Here is a 14,093-nt window from a genome sequence, read left to right on the forward strand (position 1 = left end):
GACTCTCCCGCGGCGCGGGCTCAGTCGGAGATGAGCCCCTCGCGCAGCTGCGACAGGGTCCGGGTGAGCAGCCGGGAGACGTGCATCTGCGAGATGCCGACCTCCTCGCCGATCTGCGACTGGGTCATGTTGGCGAAGAAGCGCAGCATGATGATCCGCCGCTCCCGGGGCGGCAGCTTGGCCAGCAGCGGCTTGAGGGACTCGCGGTACTCCACGCCCTCCAGCGCCGTGTCCTCGTAGCCCAGGCGGTCCGCGAGGGAGCCCTCGCCGCCGTCGTCCTCCGGGGCCGGGGAGTCCAGCGAGGAGGCGGTGTAGGCGTTGCCGACCGCGAGGCCGTCGACGACGTCCTCCTCGGACACGCCGAGGACGGCGGCCAGCTCACCCACGGTCGGGGAGCGGTCCAGCTTCTGGGACAGCTCGTCGCTGGCCTTCGTCAGGGCCAGCCGCAGCTCCTGGAGCCGGCGCGGGACGCGCACCGACCACGAGGTGTCGCGGAAGAACCGCTTGATCTCGCCGACCACGGTCGGCATGGCGAACGTCGGGAACTCGACACCCCGCTCGCAGTCGAAGCGGTCGATCGCCTTGATCAGGCCGATGGTGCCGACCTGGACGATGTCCTCCATCGGCTCGTTGCGGGAGCGGAACCGGGCGGCGGCGTAGCGCACCAGCGGGAGGTTGAGCTCGATCAGGGTGTCCCGGACGTAGGCACGCTCGGGGCTGTCCGCGTCGAGGGCGGCGAGCCGCAGGAACAGGGAGCGGGACAGGGTGCGGGTGTCGATGGCCTCGGTGGCCGGGAGGGCCTGGGCCGGCACGGCGTCGAGGTCCGGCACGGCGTCGCCGGCCTGAGTGCCGTCGACGGAGCCGACGGAGTCGATGGGGCCGACGGGCTCGACGGAGGCGAGGGCCTCGATCGAGTCGGGCGCGGTCTCGCTCTCCGCGAGCGCGAGCACCTTCGAGCTGCCCTGTTCTGCGGACATGCCACCCCCTTTGGGTCGCGGGACGGTCGCGGCACACGCTCCCACGCCGGGAACGCAGCCTTCACCTGAATACCGGAGCCGAAGCCCCGGCAAACGCGTCTCCGGCAGAATGTCACATGTCGGCAACGCGCTGTAGTGACATGTCGACATCCGAGATGCGAATACCCCCTGGAAACAGGGGGTCTGATGGCCTTTCAGCCCGATTCCGTCCGCAACGGCCCTGGTGAGCGATTCGCTCTCCCCGGTGACCCCTCGCTCGCGCTTTCGACTCCGCCCGGAGTCCCGCCCGAGCTTACGCGTCGATCCGGTTCGCGGACCTCAACCGCTGGAAACTACGCGCCAGTAGCCGCGACACGTGCATCTGGGAGACACCGAGTTCGGCGCTGATCTGAGACTGCGTGAGGTTGCTGTAGTAGCGCAGCAGCAGGATCCGCTGCTCCCGCTCGGGGAGCTGGACGAGCAGATGGCGCACCAGGTCCCGGTGTTCGACCCCGTCCAGTGCCGGGTCCTCGTAGCCGAGCCGGTCGAGCAGTCCGGGCAGCCCGTCGCCCTCCTGGGCGGCCTCCAGCGAGGTGGCGTGGTACGACCGTCCCGCCTCGATGCAGGACAGCACCTCCTCCTCGGTGATGCGCAGCCGCTCGGCGATCTCGGCGGTGGTCGGGGAGCGTCCGAAGGCGGTGGTGAGGTCCTCGGTGGCGCTGTTGACCTGCACCCACAGCTCGTGCAGCCGGCGCGGCACGTGCACCGTGCGGACGTTGTCGCGGAAGTACCGCTTGATCTCCCCGACCACCGTGGGCATCGCGAACGTCGGGAACTGCACGCCGCGTTCCGGGTCGAAGCGGTCGATGGCGTTGATGAGCCCGATGGTGCCGACCTGGACGACGTCCTCCATCGGCTCGTTGCGGGAGCGGAACCGGGCGGCCGCGTAGCGCACCAGCGGGAGGTTGGCCTCGATGAGCGCCGCGCGCACCCGGTCGTGCTCCGGTGTGCCCGGGGTGAGGCCCTTCAGCTCGCCGAACAGCACCTGGGTCAGGGCCCGGGTGTCGGCGCCCCGGCTGCGCTGCGGCGCGGGAGCCTCCTGGGCCTGGGCGGGCGGCGCGGGCGGTGCTTGAGGCGCAGTACTGGCCGGCACGGTCAACTCCACCTCGTGATCTGTCAACTCTTCCGTCAACTCATCCGTCAAAAGCGGTCATAGCATCACAAGACATGTCCACTGTGTGCAAGCACCGCATAAGGTCGTGTTGAGTGAACGCGGAAAGGCCCCGCACCGGGCAGGTACGGGGCCGGGCCGGGGTCCGCGGCGTGCTGCGGACCCGCGGTCGTACTAGAACTCGTAGTCGGCGATCACCCAGGTGGCGAACTCCCGCCACAGCGCGACGCCCGCCTGGTGCGCCGGGTGTTCGAGATACCGCTTGAGCGCGTCCGCGTCGTCCACCGCCGAGTTGATGGCGAAGTCGTAGGCGATGGGCCGGTCGCTGATGTTCCAGGCGCACTCCCAGAAGCGGAGGTCGTCGATCTGGCCGCCGAGCGCCCGGAAGGCCTCGACGCCGGCCACGACGCGCGGGTCGTCGCGCCCGACGCCGTCGTTCAGCTTGAACAGCACGAGGTGGCGGATCATCACTCTCCTCCGTTGGCGGCCCAGGTCATGAAGTCGCCCACGGCGCCCGCCGCGTCCGATATGCCCTGGAAACCTATCTGTACGTAGTCGGCTGCCTTGGCCGGATCAGTGATGATCACGTACAGCACGAAGACCACGACCACATAGACGGCGATCTTCTTCGAGTTCACCGCCACCGCGGCCTCCCCTGTCCCTTCGACCCACGCCTTTCGGTCGCTCATGATCGCACGAAGGGCCCCGTCTTTCGACGGGGCCCTTCCAAAGCGGTAGCGGAGGGATTTGAACCCTCGGTGACTTGCGCCACACTCGCTTTCGAGGCGAGCTCCTTCGGCCGCTCGGACACGCTACCGAGGGAGACTTTACAGCACGCGGCGGCATGCTCCGAAATCGGTATCGCGGCCGACGAACAGCCGTCCGGACGCCGGGTCAGCGGTCGCGGAAGAAGTCCGTGAGCAGCCGGGCGCAGTCGTCCGCGAGCACGCCCTCGATCACCTCGGGACGGTGGTTGAGGCGCCGGTCGCGCACCACGTCCCACAGCGACCCGGCCGCCCCCGCCTTGTCGTCGCGGGCGCCGTAGACCACGCGGTCCACCCGGGACTGGACGAGCGCGCCCGCGCACATCGTGCAGGGCTCCAGGGTGACGACGAGCGTGCAGCCCGACAGCCGCCACTCTCCCAGTTCCCCCGCGGCCCGCCGGATCGCGAGGACCTCGGCGTGGGCCGTCGGATCCCCGGTGGCCTCGCGTTCGTTGTGCCCGGCGGAGAGCACGGTGCGGCCGTCCGGCGCCAGCACGACGGCGCCGACGGGCACGTCCCCGCCCTCCGCCGCCCGCCCGGCCTCGACCAGGGCGAGCCGCATCGCGGCCCGCCACCGGTCGCGCACCGGATCGGGCGGTGTCCCCCCGGGACCCTCCTCGGCCGGCGCGGTCAGCGGACGGTCTCCAGGACGTCCAGCGCGCCGAGGGCCTCGGCGATCTCGCCGACCGCGTCCCCGGACATCGAGCGCAGTTCCTTCTCGCTCACGCCGAGGTCGTCGAGGACCTCGGCGTCGCCGACGGGTCCGTGCGGCACGGCCTCGCCCGAGCCGGCGGCCGCGTCGGAGCCGCCGCCGCCGTCCTCGTCCTCCTCGTCGTCGGACTCGCCGTCCTCCGTGCCGTCGAGGTCGAGGGCGTCGAGGTCGTCGCCGTCGTCCCCCGGTTCCCGGCCGAGCAGTTCGTCGGTGAGCAGGATCTCGCCGTAGCTGCTGCGCGCGGCCGCGGCGGCGTCCGAGACGTAGATACGGGGGTCCTCCTCACCGTCCACCCGGACGACTCCGAACCACGCGTCCTCCTGCTCGATCAGCACGAGCACCGTGTCCTCGTCGGGAGAGGCCTCCCGGGCCAGGTCGGCAAGATCCGACAGGGTTTCCACATCGTCGAGCTCCGTGTCGCTCGCTTCCCACCCGTCTTCGGTGCGCGCGAGCAGTGCGGCGAAGTACACCGTGACTCTCCCACTGGTCCTAGGCGTGCCGGTTGGGGATCCCCCCGGCGGAGGCTACGGGCGGGGGAGCGGTGCTCCGAGCCCCACCCACTCGGAATCGTGGCAGAAACAAGGCACTCAGGGGACGTCTTCGGCGCCCTGTGTCCGGCTGTTTTGACCGGCGTCCCGGAAGGTGCGTACCCGGGCAGCCGCCCAGCAGCGTTCTCGTCGCCGCCACGTGCGGATCGTACGCGGATTCTCGCGGTCCCCGCGTACGTCCGTCACCACCAACGTCGGCGCGGCGCGCGATCTTCCCCGCCCGGGTCAGGAAGTCGTCCCGGGCGGCAGGACCGCGGAGGAACTACCAGCGGAAGGTGCGCATGCGCATCGCGTGCCGCAGCCGGGCGGTCTTGGCGCGGCGCGGCTGCACGCGGTCCCGCAGCTGCCGGGCCTCCGCCAGATCGCGCAGGAACTGCGCCCGGCGCCGCCGCCGCTCGGCCTCACGCTCCCCGTCCGGCTCCGCACCCGGCTCGGCCCCGCGTCCCGCACCCCGGTCCGTGCCGGGGGACGGCGTGTCGTGGAAGTCCCGGTCAGCCACAGTCTCACCACCCAGCGTCCGTCCCTCCCACCTTCCCCCGACCGGGCGGTTTGACGCCCGCGAACGAGTGGAGCCCGTGTCCGGCCCTTGCCCCGGGGCGCGGGGACGCCGCCCCCACGGGGCCCGGTTACTGTGGTGAGCATGCGTCTCCACGTCGTCGACCACCCCCTGGTCGCCCACAAGCTCACCACGCTGCGCGACCAGCGCACCGACTCCGCGACCTTCCGCCGCCTCGCCGACGAGCTGGTCACCCTGCTCGCCTACGAGGCCACGCGCGACGTGCGCACCGAACAGGTCGACATCCACACGCCGGTCTCGAGGACCACCGGCGTCAAGCTCTCCCACCCGCGCCCGCTGGTGGTGCCGATCCTGCGTGCCGGCCTCGGCATGCTCGACGGCATGGTCCGCCTGCTGCCGACCGCGGAGGTCGGCTTCCTCGGCATGATCCGCAACGAGGAGACGCTCCAGGCGTCCACCTACGCCACCCGCATGCCGGAGGACCTCTCCGGGCGCCAGGTGTACGTCCTGGACCCGATGCTGGCCACCGGCGGGACCCTGGTCGCGTCCATCCGGGAGCTGATCAAGCGCGGCGCCGACGACGTGACGGCCGTGGTGCTGCTCGCCGCCCCCGAGGGCGTCGAGCTGATGGAGCGCGAGCTGGCCGGGACCCCGGTGACGGTCGTGACGGCCTCGGTCGACGAGCGGCTCAACGAGCAGGGCTACATCGTCCCGGGCCTCGGCGACGCGGGCGACCGCATGTACGGAGCAGCCGAGTAGAGGTACGGCCCGGACTCAGCAGCTCTTCTTCTCCGCGGCGGGCGTCGACCGCGGCGCGGCCAGCTCGGCCAGCGCCGTGTCGGCGTCCGCGCGCTTCGCGAGCCCCTTGAAGCCGTTGCCGATGATGAGGTCGACGGTGGCACCCTTGCGGGCCGCGTCGGTGCGGTGCACGGCGCCGGGAAGCTGCGTGCCGAGCACCGGCAGCGCACTCTTCGGGGAAGCGGCCGGCCCGAGCAGGAGCCCCGTGCCGGTGACCTTCTTGTCGTACTCCTTGGGCGCGTTGCTCACCTCGCCCACCCGGAAGCCGCGCTTCTTCAGCTCGTCGGCGGTCTTCTGCGCCAGCCCGCTGCGGGTGGTCGCGTTGAGCACGTTGACGGTGACCTGCCCGGGCTTCGGCAGCACCGCGGCCGCCGGCGAGGCGCTCGCCCGCGCGGTGGTGACACAGCCCGCGGCACCGGCCGCCGAGGCCTTGTCGCCGCCGGTGAAGACGTCGACGAGCTGGAGCGTGCCCCAGCCCAGCACGCCGAGAACGGTGACGGAGGCGACGGCGACGAACGCGAGCCGCCCACGTCGCCGGGCCGGGCGCATCCGCGGGTACTTGTCCCCCGTGATCTTGTACTGGCCACCCATGCCGGGAGGAGTCAGCATGCTCATGGGCGCAGCGTAGTGCGCCGGGGCGATGATGCCTATTAGATGATCAGTCGACGTTCCGAGGTTCGGCGCAAGGCAACCCGAAAGGGTCAAGCGGAAGCCCCGCCGGGGTGCCGTCGCACGCTCGTCAGTCGAGTTCGAGCACCCGGGCGTGCAGCACCTGGCGCTGCTGTAGCGCGGCCCGCACCGCCCGGTGCAGACCGTCCTCCAGATACAGGTCGCCCTGCCACTTCACCACGTGCGCGAAGAGGTCGCCGTAGAAGGTGGAGTCCTCGGCCAGGAGCGTTTCCAGGTCGAGCTGGCCCTTGGTCGTCACGAGCTGATCGAGGCGGACCGGGCGCGGAGCGACGTCCGCCCACTGCCGGGTGCTTTCCCGGCCGTGGTCGGGGTACGGCCGGCCGTTTCCGATGCGCTTGAAGATCACACGGAAAGCCTACCGGCCCGGAGGTTGCGGGCGCAGCCATGGCGCCGTAGTGCGGCGCCGGAAAAGACGCCGTAAACCGGATCAATCGGCCCTCCGCCGACGGCGGAGACGGTGCGTGCCCGCCCCCGCCGCCCGGTCGCTCCCGTCAGCCGCGCCTCCGTTCCCGCGCGGGCAGCCGTCGTTCCTCGGCTTCCTGCGGTGCGGTGACCGGCTTGGGCGTACGGCGGGCGGCCTCGGCGCGCAGGAGGGCGCGCAGGACGGCGTAGGGGTCGTGGGGCATGACGGTTCCTCGTTCCTCGCGTGTGGTTCCTGTCCGCGGGGGACCGGCGGTCGGGCCGGTCCGGCACGGTCAGCAGCGCAGAACGACGGAACGCGGGCCGCCGGGAGGAGCGGCGGCCCGCCCGGTACGGGCGTCGCACCGAAGGGGTGCCCGGCGGTCCGGCCGGACGGACGGCGGGGCAGGCCGCAGCACGGCGGCACGGCGGCCGCTCCGGGCCGCGACGCGCAGTGCGGAGTCGAGATGGTCGTACTCCGCCGCCGCACCGGCCGCCACCGTCACCGGTGCCGCCTGGACCGTCACGTGCGTGCAGGGCACCAGCAGGGCGAGCACCAGCACCAGGACCCGCAGCCAGGCGGCGTGGCGCGGGGCGGCGTGCGGTGCGGTTCTCATCCCAGTCGTGTCCCCGCCCGGGGTACGCCGTCCATCGCACCGGGGACGAGAACCGCCCGCTCGGCGTAGGCCGGGCCGCTCACAGGGCGTGCGGGACCTGACGCGCCCGCCCTCGCAGCCGCACCGCCGTGACGATCTCCACGACGCCGACGACGACCAGCCACCACCCGCCGACCAGCATGAGGACGGTGGCCGACTCGACCGGCGAGTCGATCAGCACGATGCCGGCGACGACGGTGACGGCACCGAGGAAGATCTGCCAGCCGCGGGCCGGCATCGCCGGGTCGTGCGCGGCGGCCACGATCTGCGTGACGCCGCGGAACAGCCAGCCGATGCCGATCCAGAGCGCGAGCAGCAGCACCGACTGCAGGGGGCCGCGGAAGCAGAAGAGGCCCAGCAGGATCGACACCGCGCCGCTGATGAAGGCCAGCACGCGCAGGGAGGTCCGCCGGTGCGTACCGAAGGCGGCGGCCAGTTGGAGGACGCCGCTGATGACGAGGTACAGGCCGAAGAGCACGCCGGCGGCGAGCAGCGAGGCGCCGGGCCAGACGAGCACCAGTACGCCGAGGACCAGGGAGGCGACACCGGTGAACAGCACGGTCTGCCAGGCGGCGCGGGACAGGAGGTGCAGCGGCCCCTCGAAGGCCGGCTCGGGCTCCGGCTCCTGCCGTCCGGAGGCCGTCCCGTGCGGCGTCCCGTGCGGCGTCCCGTGCCGGGCGTGCACCCCGCGGTCGTCGTACGGTGTCCCGCCGGGGGAGCCACTAGGTGGTTCGGTCATGCCCCATGCTCCGAGCAGGCGGGACGTGGATGCCAGCTGGATTGGGCCACGGGGCTGATGTGATCCGGGGTTCCCTCGTTGCCCGGGGCGGGTGTGGGCGCGGGGGTGGGTCGCGTGGCCCGGCGCTGCCGGGGTGCCGCCGCGCCCACCCGTGCCGCCTGGGGGTACCTCCCAGGCCGTTCAGGCACTGGGGGAGGCACGACTGCCCGCGGTTGCGGGGGCGACTGCCCGCGGCGACGGCGACGCCCGCAGCCGGGGGCGGATGGCGACGCGGCGGGAAAGCCGCGTACGGCGGGAAGGGGACGTGTCGGGGGGTGTTCGCCCGCAGCGGTTGGCGCGTCAACGCCGGGAAGATCTGTGGCCAACCGATTCCGCGCCGTTCCGAGGACGAACACCCCCCGGCGCGGCCCCGACCCACCCACCGGACGCACCGCGCTACGCGCACCCCCACCGAACCCGCACAGGCGCCGCAGGCATCGCGCGCACCCCACCACCCCCACAGGCGCCGCAGGCACTGCGCACCCCCACCGAATCGGCAGGGGCGCCGCAGGCACCGCACCCCCACCACCTTCTACTTGCCCGAGGCCTTCGCCGCCTTGGCCGCCGCCTTCATCTCCTGCTTGTGCGCGCGCACCTTGGTCAGCGACTCCGGCCCCCTGATGTCCGCGACCGACCGGAACGAGTCGGGCTCCCCGTACGCCCCCGCGGCCTCCCGCCACCCCTCGGGACGCACGCCGAGCTGCTTCCCGAGCAGCGCGAGGAAGATCTGGGCCTTCTGCTTGCCGAACCCCGGCAGTTCCTCCAGCCGCTTCAGCAGCTCCTTCCCGGTGGCCACCCCCCGCCAGACGGCCTCGGCGTCACCGTCGTACGTCTCGACGAGGTACCGGCACAGCTGCTGCACCCGCCCCGCCATCGAGCCGGGATACCGATGGACGGCCGGCTTGTCGGACAGCAGCGCGGCGAACCCCTCGGGGTCGTACGCGGCGATGTCGTGCGCGTCCAGATCCTCCGCCCCCATGCGCCGGGCGATGGTCGAGGGGCCCTTGAACGCCCACTCCATCGGCACTTGCTGGTCCAGCAGCATGCCGACCAGCGCGGCGAGCGGGCTGCGCCCGAGGAGTTCATCGGCCTCGGGGTCCTGGGCGAGGTGAAGTGTGACGTCCATGGTCCCGATGATCGCGCGTACGGGCTCAGGTCGCGCGCCAGTACCCCAGCGCGTTCACCCGCTGCTTCGGCACGCCCAGCTCCTTGCGGACGTACGACGAGAGCGCCCGCGTCGTCGCCGTGTCGCAGGCGATCCAGACGAACGGCTCCGGGACGGCCCCCAGCAGCTCCGGCAGCTCCTCCTTCACCCGGGCGACCAGCTGCGCCCCCGCGTCCCCCCGCGTGACCGTGCGGACCTCGTGCCGCCCGGGCTCGGTACGGAAGGGCAGGCCCTCGTCCGTGTCGCCCTCGAACCAGACGGTCGCGGGCACCGACCCCAGCGCGTCGGAGCCCAGCAGGGAGTTGAGCGCGGGCAGGGACGCCGGGTCCGCGACCGCGAAGACACGGGAGGGCAGGGGCTGCGGCACCTCGAACCCGGTGCCCTGGACCGTCGCCTCGATCGTGTCACCCGGCTTCGCCGCCCGCGCCCAGTCGCTCGCGCACCCCTCGTGCAGGGCGAACTCCATCGCGAAGGTCCCGGCCGCCGGGTCCGGATCGACCAGCGTGTACCCCCGCTGGTGCGGTTTGCCCGCGTTGTCGAACCAGAGGCGCACCCACATCGTGGGGTGGGCGCCGGTCACCGCCAGCATGCCGCCGTCGCTCAGCCGCAACCGCCGGTAGTGCGGGGTCACGTCCTCGGCGCCCGTCACGGTGAACTCGAAGTCCTTCGCGCGCATCAGCTTGAGGACCGCGCCCTCCCAGCCCCGCCCCTGCCCCATGTTTCCTTCACCTTTCACGTACTATTTGGCCACGACAGACAAACTTAGGTGAGCCTAACCTAAAGGAAAGTAGAGGCACAGGGGTGAGCGCCGAGACCTACCGCGACGCCTGGGGAATCCCGCACCTGCGCGCGGACACCCCGCACGAACTGGCCCGCGCCCAGGGCCAGGTGACCGCCCGCGACCGCGCCTGGCAACTGGAGGTCGAGCGGCACCGCGCCCAGGGCACCTCCGCGTCCTTCCTCGGCCCCGAGGCCCTCTCCTGGGACCGCCTCGCCCGCCGCGCCCGCCTCGCGGACACCGCCCGCCGCTGCTTCACCGCCCTGGAGCGGAAGGACCCGGAGACGGCGGCCTGGGTGCGGGCGTACGTCGACGGAGTGAACGAAGGACTCACCGAGACCGGGCAGCCGTCCCCCGGGCAGCCGACCCGCACGCACCCGAACCCCGGGCAGCCGCCCCGTAGGCACCCCGCCCCCGAGTTCGCCCGCACCGGCCTCGCCCCGGGCCACTGGGACCCCTGGACCCCGCTCGGCGTCTGGCTCGCCACGCACATCCTCTTCGCGGGCTTCCCCGCCAAACTCTGGCGCGAGCACGTCGCCACGCACCTCGGCCCGGACGCCGTGGCCCTCTTCGCCGCCGACGGCCCCGGCACCGCGGGCAGCAACGGCTGGCTGGTGAGCGGCGAGCGGACCACGACGGGACACGCACTGATCGCGGGCGACCCGCACCGCTTCATCGAGGATCCCGGTGTCTACCAGCAGATCCACCTGTCCTGCCCGGAGTTCGACGTCGTCGGCCTCGCCGTGCCCGGCGTCCCCGGGGTCGCGCACTTCGGCCACACCGGCACGGTCGCCTGGGCCATCACCAACGCGATGGCCGACTACCAGGACCTGTACCGCGAACGCCTGCGCCGCACCGGCGCGGGCGTCGAGGCGCTCGGCCCGGACGGCACCTGGCACCGCGCCGCCCGCCACACGGAGACGATCCACGTCGCCGGGGAGGACACGGTGGAGGTCGAGATCATCGAGACCGACCGCGGCCCCGTGATCGCGCGCGGCCCCGAGGGCCTCGACGACGGCACCCCGGCCGCCCTCAGCCTGCGCTACCCGCCCCGGGTCACCGCCGACCTCGGCTTCGGCGCCCTGCTGCCGCTGCTGCGGGCCCGCCGGGTCGCCGACGTGGACCGCGCCCTGGACGGCTGGGCCGAGCCGGTCAACGTGGTGCAGGCCGCCGACACGGAGGGCGGCCTGCTGCACCGGGTCGCGGGCCGCGTCCCCGTGCGCCCCGCCGCGAACGGCCTCCGTCCGGTGCCCGCCTGGGAGCCCGGCCACGAGTGGACCGGCTGGCACACCCCGCCCCGCGCCGGGCTCACCGGGGGCGTCGCCGTGATGGCCAACCAGCGCGGCCCGTCCACCCCCCTGGGCGTCGAGTTCGCCGCACCGCACCGCGCCGACCGCATCGCCGCCCTGCTCGCGGGCAAGGAGCGCTGGTCGGCCTCCGACATGCCCACGATCCACACGGACACCCACCTGGCCTCGGCAACCCCGCTCCTGGACCACCTCGCGGCCCTGACCACCGCGACCACCGAAACCATTGGAACCACCGAAACCACCGAAACCACCGCGACCACCGCGCCCCCATTGACCCCCTTGACCCCCGAGGCAGCAGCCCTCCGCGACCGCCTCCTCGCCTGGGACCGGCGCATGGACGCCGACAGCGCCGACGCGGCGGTGTACGCGGCCCTGCGCTCGGCGGTCGTACGGCGGCTGGCGGCGCACCCGGCCCTGGCGCCCGCCGCCGTCGCGCCCGCGTACCCCGAGGTGCTGCAACCGTGGCTCGCGCTGGTGCCGCGCGTCGCGTACGCCCTCGAACACCTCCTGCGCGCGGAGGACCTGTACGGCATCGACCGCGCGGCGACCGTACGCGCGGCGCTGGAGGAGATCGCCGCGCGGCCGCCCGCCGGCCCGTGGGGCGACACCCACCGACTGGCCCCCTGGCGCGCGCTGCCGGACGCCGCCACCGCTCACGGCGACGAACCCGGCCTCTCCGGCGACCACGACTGCGTCCTGTGCACGTCCCCCGTCCCCGGCCTCACCGACCGCGCCGCACGCGGCCCGGCCGCCCGGTACGTCTGGGACCTGGCCGACCGCGGGAACAGCCGCTGGGTGGTGCCGCACGGTGCCTCGGGCATCCCGGACTCGCCCCACCACCGCGACCAGCAGCCCCTGTGGCTCGACGGGGAACTCGCCCCGGTGGTCACCGACTTCGACCGGCTCACGAAGGAATCCGATGACTGACCCGTACACCTCCCGCACCCCCGTCCACGAACAGCGCCTGGACGGCTTCGGCACCGTCCGCGTCCTCCCCCTGGACCCCGCCGCGGACGCCGCGGTGCTCCACGGCTGGGTGAGCGAGGAGCGGGCCGCCTTCTGGGGCATGAACGGCCTGACGCGCGACCAGGTCACCGACGTGTACGCGCACATGGCCACGCTGGACACCCACCACGCCTTCCTGGTCGTCAAGGACGGCGAGCCGGTGGCCCTTCTCCAGACCTACGACCCCGCGGCCGACCGGGTGAGCGAGTGCTACGACACCGAGCCGGGCGACATCGGCGTCCACCTGCTCCTCGCGCCCGCCGGAACCGGGGGCGCGCGCCCCGGCTGGACCGCCGCGCTGTCGGGCGCCCTCATGGCGTACGTGCTGCTGGGCCTGGACCGGACGCGGATCGTGGTCGACCCGGACGTGGACAACGCGAAGGCGATCGCCCGCTTCCTGAAGCAGGGCTTCACCGCCGGTCCCGCGGTCGTCCTGCCCGAGGTCGACCTGCCGGACGTGTACCTGCCCGAGAAGAAGGCGCAACTTGCCTTCCTCCGCCGGGAGGTAGCGTTCGCGGGGTGACTTCCGCGCCGACCGCCGAAGACCTGATCGCGCACTACGGACTGGAGCCGATCCCCCGCGAGGGCGGCCTGTTCCGGCGCACCTGGGCCGGGCCCGAGCGCCCGGACGGCCGCCCCGCCGGGTCCGCCATCGTCGCCCTGCTCACCGCGCGGCCGGGCGACCACTCCGCGCTGCACCGCCTGCCCACCGACGAGGTCTGGCACTTCTACCTCGGCGACCCGCTGGAGCTGCTGCTCCTCGCCCCGGACGGCAGCGCCCGCACGGCGGTGCTGGGACCGGACGTCCTCGGCGGACAGCACGTCCAGTTCACGGTCCCGGCCGGCACCTGGATGGGCGGCCGGGTGGCCGCGGGCGGCGCGTGGTCGCTCTTCGGCTGCACGATGGCGCCCGGGTTCACCTACGGGGACTATGAGCACGGCGATGCCGCGGACCTCACGGCGCGCTACCCGGCGCAGGCCGCGCGCATCATGGCACTGTGCCGCCCATGAGCCCTGCCCCGGCCCCCTCGCCGCCTCTCCTCGACGGTCAGGTCGCCCTGGTCACCGGCGCGGGCGGCGGCATCGGCCGGGGGATCGCGCTGCGCCTGGCCGAGGAGGGCGCCGCGGTGGCGCTGCACTGCCGTACGGCGGTGGCGGCGGCGCGGGAGGTGGCGGAACGCATCCGGGACGGCGGCGGACGCGCCACGGTCCTGCGCGCCGACCTGACCGACGAGGACGCCTGCCGGCGCCTGGTCGGGGAGGCCGCCGACTGGGCCGGCGGACGGCTCACCGCGCTGGTCAACAACGCGGGCGTGCAGCCGCTGCGGGAACTGCCCGGCATGACGGCGGCCGAGTGGCGGGCGGTGGTGGACACCAACCTCACCGGCGTCTTCGCCTGCACGCAGGCCGCCGCCGAGGTCATGGGGGCCCAGGACGGCGGCGGCACGGTCACCCACATCGCCTCCATCGAGGCGGGCGCCCCCGCTCCCGCGCACGCGCACTACAGCGCCTCGAAGGCGGCGGTCGTGATGCACGCCCGGTCGGCGGCACTGGAGTACGGCCCGTGGGGCGTCCGGGTGAACTCCGTGTCCCCCGGCCTCATCGACCGCGAGGGACTCGCCGACGCCTGGCCGGAGGGCGTACGGCGATGGCGGCGGGCGGCGCCGACGGGACGGCTCGGGCGCCCGGAGGACGTGGGCGACGCGTGCGTGTTCCTCGCCTCACGGCTGGCGTCCTGGGTGACCGGCCACGACCTGGTGGTGGACGGCGGGGTGACGGCACGCCCGTCTTGGTGAGGAGCCGCCGGTCGCGCCACTGAGCGCGGCGGCCTCCGCGTCCGTACGTA

General features: G+C 73.4%; 19 protein-coding genes and 1 tRNA gene. 5 read left to right on the forward strand and 15 right to left on the reverse strand.

What is annotated here, in order from left to right; translation table 11 throughout:
- Positions 1-20 precede the first annotated feature (20 nt).
- From B9W62_RS20060 to B9W62_RS40220, 8 genes are all read right to left on the reverse strand, one after another.
- Positions 21-977, reverse strand: a complete 957-nt coding sequence (locus tag B9W62_RS20060; protein WP_059303045.1) for an RNA polymerase sigma factor SigF — start codon at positions 975-977, stop codon at positions 21-23.
- 292 nt (positions 978-1,269) lie between these two features.
- Complete coding sequence (locus B9W62_RS20065) at positions 1,270-2,109, reverse strand: RNA polymerase sigma factor SigF (protein WP_030188868.1); 840 nt, start codon at positions 2,107-2,109, stop codon at positions 1,270-1,272.
- 192 nt (positions 2,110-2,301) lie between these two features.
- Entirely contained in the window at positions 2,302-2,595 is a 294-nt protein-coding gene (locus tag B9W62_RS20070) for a Dabb family protein (RefSeq protein ID WP_087808485.1), read from the reverse strand.
- Complete coding sequence (locus tag B9W62_RS20075; protein ID WP_003974925.1) at positions 2,595-2,816, reverse strand: hypothetical protein; 222 nt, start codon at positions 2,814-2,816, stop codon at positions 2,595-2,597. The genes B9W62_RS20070 and B9W62_RS20075 overlap by 1 nt, the downstream gene beginning before the upstream one ends.
- 43 nt (positions 2,817-2,859) lie before the next feature.
- A tRNA-Ser gene (locus tag B9W62_RS20080) sits at positions 2,860-2,944 on the reverse strand.
- Between the two features lie 77 nt (positions 2,945-3,021).
- Entirely contained in the window at positions 3,022-3,453 is a 432-nt protein-coding gene (tadA, locus tag B9W62_RS20085; protein ID WP_087811990.1) for a tRNA adenosine(34) deaminase TadA, read from the reverse strand.
- Positions 3,454-3,521: 68 nt separating this feature from the next.
- Positions 3,522-4,073, reverse strand: coding sequence for a tRNA adenosine deaminase-associated protein (locus B9W62_RS20090; RefSeq protein ID WP_087808486.1), 552 nt, complete (start codon positions 4,071-4,073; stop codon positions 3,522-3,524).
- Between the two features lie 340 nt (positions 4,074-4,413).
- Positions 4,414-4,650 (reverse strand): hypothetical protein, encoded by a 237-nt coding sequence (locus B9W62_RS40220; protein WP_179235571.1) that lies wholly within the window; start codon positions 4,648-4,650, stop codon positions 4,414-4,416.
- Between the two features lie 141 nt (positions 4,651-4,791).
- Here B9W62_RS40220 and upp point away from each other — a divergent pair, with 141 nt between their 5' ends.
- Entirely contained in the window at positions 4,792-5,427 is a 636-nt protein-coding gene (gene upp, locus B9W62_RS20100) for a uracil phosphoribosyltransferase (protein ID WP_087808488.1), read from the forward strand.
- Between the two features lie 15 nt (positions 5,428-5,442).
- Here upp and B9W62_RS20105 read toward each other — a convergent pair whose 3' ends face one another.
- The 7 genes from B9W62_RS20105 to B9W62_RS20130 form a co-directional block, all read right to left on the reverse strand.
- Positions 5,443-6,057: a LytR C-terminal domain-containing protein gene (locus B9W62_RS20105; RefSeq protein WP_087808489.1), complete on the reverse strand. Its 615-nt coding sequence runs from the start codon at positions 6,055-6,057 to the stop codon at positions 5,443-5,445.
- Between the two features lie 148 nt (positions 6,058-6,205).
- Complete coding sequence (locus tag B9W62_RS20110; RefSeq protein WP_003999914.1) at positions 6,206-6,502, reverse strand: type II toxin-antitoxin system VapB family antitoxin; 297 nt, start codon at positions 6,500-6,502, stop codon at positions 6,206-6,208.
- Between the two features lie 145 nt (positions 6,503-6,647).
- The gene (locus B9W62_RS40790; RefSeq protein WP_256976517.1) at positions 6,648-6,782 is read right to left on the reverse strand and encodes a hypothetical protein; all 135 of its coding nucleotides are present in this window, start codon (positions 6,780-6,782) and stop codon (positions 6,648-6,650) included.
- Between the two features lie 69 nt (positions 6,783-6,851).
- Positions 6,852-7,172, reverse strand: a complete 321-nt coding sequence (locus B9W62_RS20115) for a hypothetical protein (protein WP_087808490.1) — start codon at positions 7,170-7,172, stop codon at positions 6,852-6,854.
- Positions 7,173-7,251: 79 nt separating this feature from the next.
- Positions 7,252-7,950: an HdeD family acid-resistance protein gene (locus B9W62_RS20120; protein WP_087808491.1), complete on the reverse strand. Its 699-nt coding sequence runs from the start codon at positions 7,948-7,950 to the stop codon at positions 7,252-7,254.
- A gap of 571 nt (positions 7,951-8,521) precedes the next feature.
- Positions 8,522-9,115: an HhH-GPD-type base excision DNA repair protein gene (locus tag B9W62_RS20125; protein WP_087808492.1), complete on the reverse strand. Its 594-nt coding sequence runs from the start codon at positions 9,113-9,115 to the stop codon at positions 8,522-8,524.
- Positions 9,116-9,140: 25 nt separating this feature from the next.
- A complete protein-coding gene (locus B9W62_RS20130) occupies positions 9,141-9,872 on the reverse strand; it encodes a siderophore-interacting protein (protein ID WP_087808493.1) in 732 nt (243 codons plus the stop codon).
- An 83-nt stretch (positions 9,873-9,955) separates the two neighbouring features.
- Here B9W62_RS20130 and B9W62_RS20135 point away from each other — a divergent pair, with 83 nt between their 5' ends.
- From B9W62_RS20135 to B9W62_RS20150, 4 genes are read left to right on the forward strand one after another with little or no spacing between them, the layout of a single operon-like run.
- Positions 9,956-12,169 (forward strand): penicillin acylase family protein, encoded by a 2,214-nt coding sequence (locus tag B9W62_RS20135; RefSeq protein WP_087808494.1) that lies wholly within the window; start codon positions 9,956-9,958, stop codon positions 12,167-12,169.
- On the forward strand, positions 12,162-12,770 hold the full coding sequence (locus tag B9W62_RS20140) for a GNAT family N-acetyltransferase (RefSeq protein ID WP_087808495.1): 609 nt from the start codon (positions 12,162-12,164) through the stop codon (positions 12,768-12,770). The genes B9W62_RS20135 and B9W62_RS20140 overlap by 8 nt, the downstream gene beginning before the upstream one ends.
- On the forward strand, positions 12,767-13,258 hold the full coding sequence (locus B9W62_RS20145; RefSeq protein WP_087808496.1) for a cupin domain-containing protein: 492 nt from the start codon (positions 12,767-12,769) through the stop codon (positions 13,256-13,258). Before B9W62_RS20140 ends, B9W62_RS20145 begins: the two co-directional genes overlap by 4 nt.
- On the forward strand, positions 13,255-14,043 hold the full coding sequence (locus B9W62_RS20150; protein WP_087808497.1) for an SDR family NAD(P)-dependent oxidoreductase: 789 nt from the start codon (positions 13,255-13,257) through the stop codon (positions 14,041-14,043). The genes B9W62_RS20145 and B9W62_RS20150 overlap by 4 nt, the downstream gene beginning before the upstream one ends.
- Positions 14,044-14,093: the final 50 nt, after the last annotated feature.

Source organism: Streptomyces sp. CS113, from assembly GCF_002188365.1.
Classification (GTDB): Bacteria; Actinomycetota; Actinomycetes; order Streptomycetales; family Streptomycetaceae; genus Streptomyces; species Streptomyces tendae.

What these genes read in the sequence shown, in the direction of transcription:
- tadA (WP_087811990.1), bottom strand. Translation starts at nt 3,453, where the DNA reads ATGCGGCTCGCCCTGGTCGAGGCCGGGCGGGCGGCGGAGGGCGGGGAC.
- B9W62_RS20130 (WP_087808493.1), bottom strand. Translation starts at nt 9,872, where the DNA reads ATGGGGCAGGGGCGGGGCTGGGAGGGCGCGGTCCTCAAGCTGATGCGC.
- B9W62_RS40790 (WP_256976517.1), bottom strand. Translation starts at nt 6,782, where the DNA reads ATGCCCCACGACCCCTACGCCGTCCTGCGCGCCCTCCTGCGCGCCGAG.
- upp (WP_087808488.1), top strand. Translation starts at nt 4,792, where the DNA reads ATGCGTCTCCACGTCGTCGACCACCCCCTGGTCGCCCACAAGCTCACC.
- B9W62_RS20120 (WP_087808491.1), bottom strand. Translation starts at nt 7,950, where the DNA reads ATGACCGAACCACCTAGTGGCTCCCCCGGCGGGACACCGTACGACGAC.
- B9W62_RS20070 (WP_087808485.1), bottom strand. Translation starts at nt 2,595, where the DNA reads ATGATCCGCCACCTCGTGCTGTTCAAGCTGAACGACGGCGTCGGGCGC.
- B9W62_RS20105 (WP_087808489.1), bottom strand. Translation starts at nt 6,057, where the DNA reads ATGGGTGGCCAGTACAAGATCACGGGGGACAAGTACCCGCGGATGCGC.
- B9W62_RS20060 (WP_059303045.1), bottom strand. Translation starts at nt 977, where the DNA reads ATGTCCGCAGAACAGGGCAGCTCGAAGGTGCTCGCGCTCGCGGAGAGC.
- B9W62_RS20075 (WP_003974925.1), bottom strand. Translation starts at nt 2,816, where the DNA reads ATGAGCGACCGAAAGGCGTGGGTCGAAGGGACAGGGGAGGCCGCGGTG.
- B9W62_RS20140 (WP_087808495.1), top strand. Translation starts at nt 12,162, where the DNA reads ATGACTGACCCGTACACCTCCCGCACCCCCGTCCACGAACAGCGCCTG.
- B9W62_RS20125 (WP_087808492.1), bottom strand. Translation starts at nt 9,115, where the DNA reads ATGGACGTCACACTTCACCTCGCCCAGGACCCCGAGGCCGATGAACTC.
- B9W62_RS20150 (WP_087808497.1), top strand. Translation starts at nt 13,255, where the DNA reads ATGAGCCCTGCCCCGGCCCCCTCGCCGCCTCTCCTCGACGGTCAGGTC.
- B9W62_RS20115 (WP_087808490.1), bottom strand. Translation starts at nt 7,172, where the DNA reads ATGAGAACCGCACCGCACGCCGCCCCGCGCCACGCCGCCTGGCTGCGG.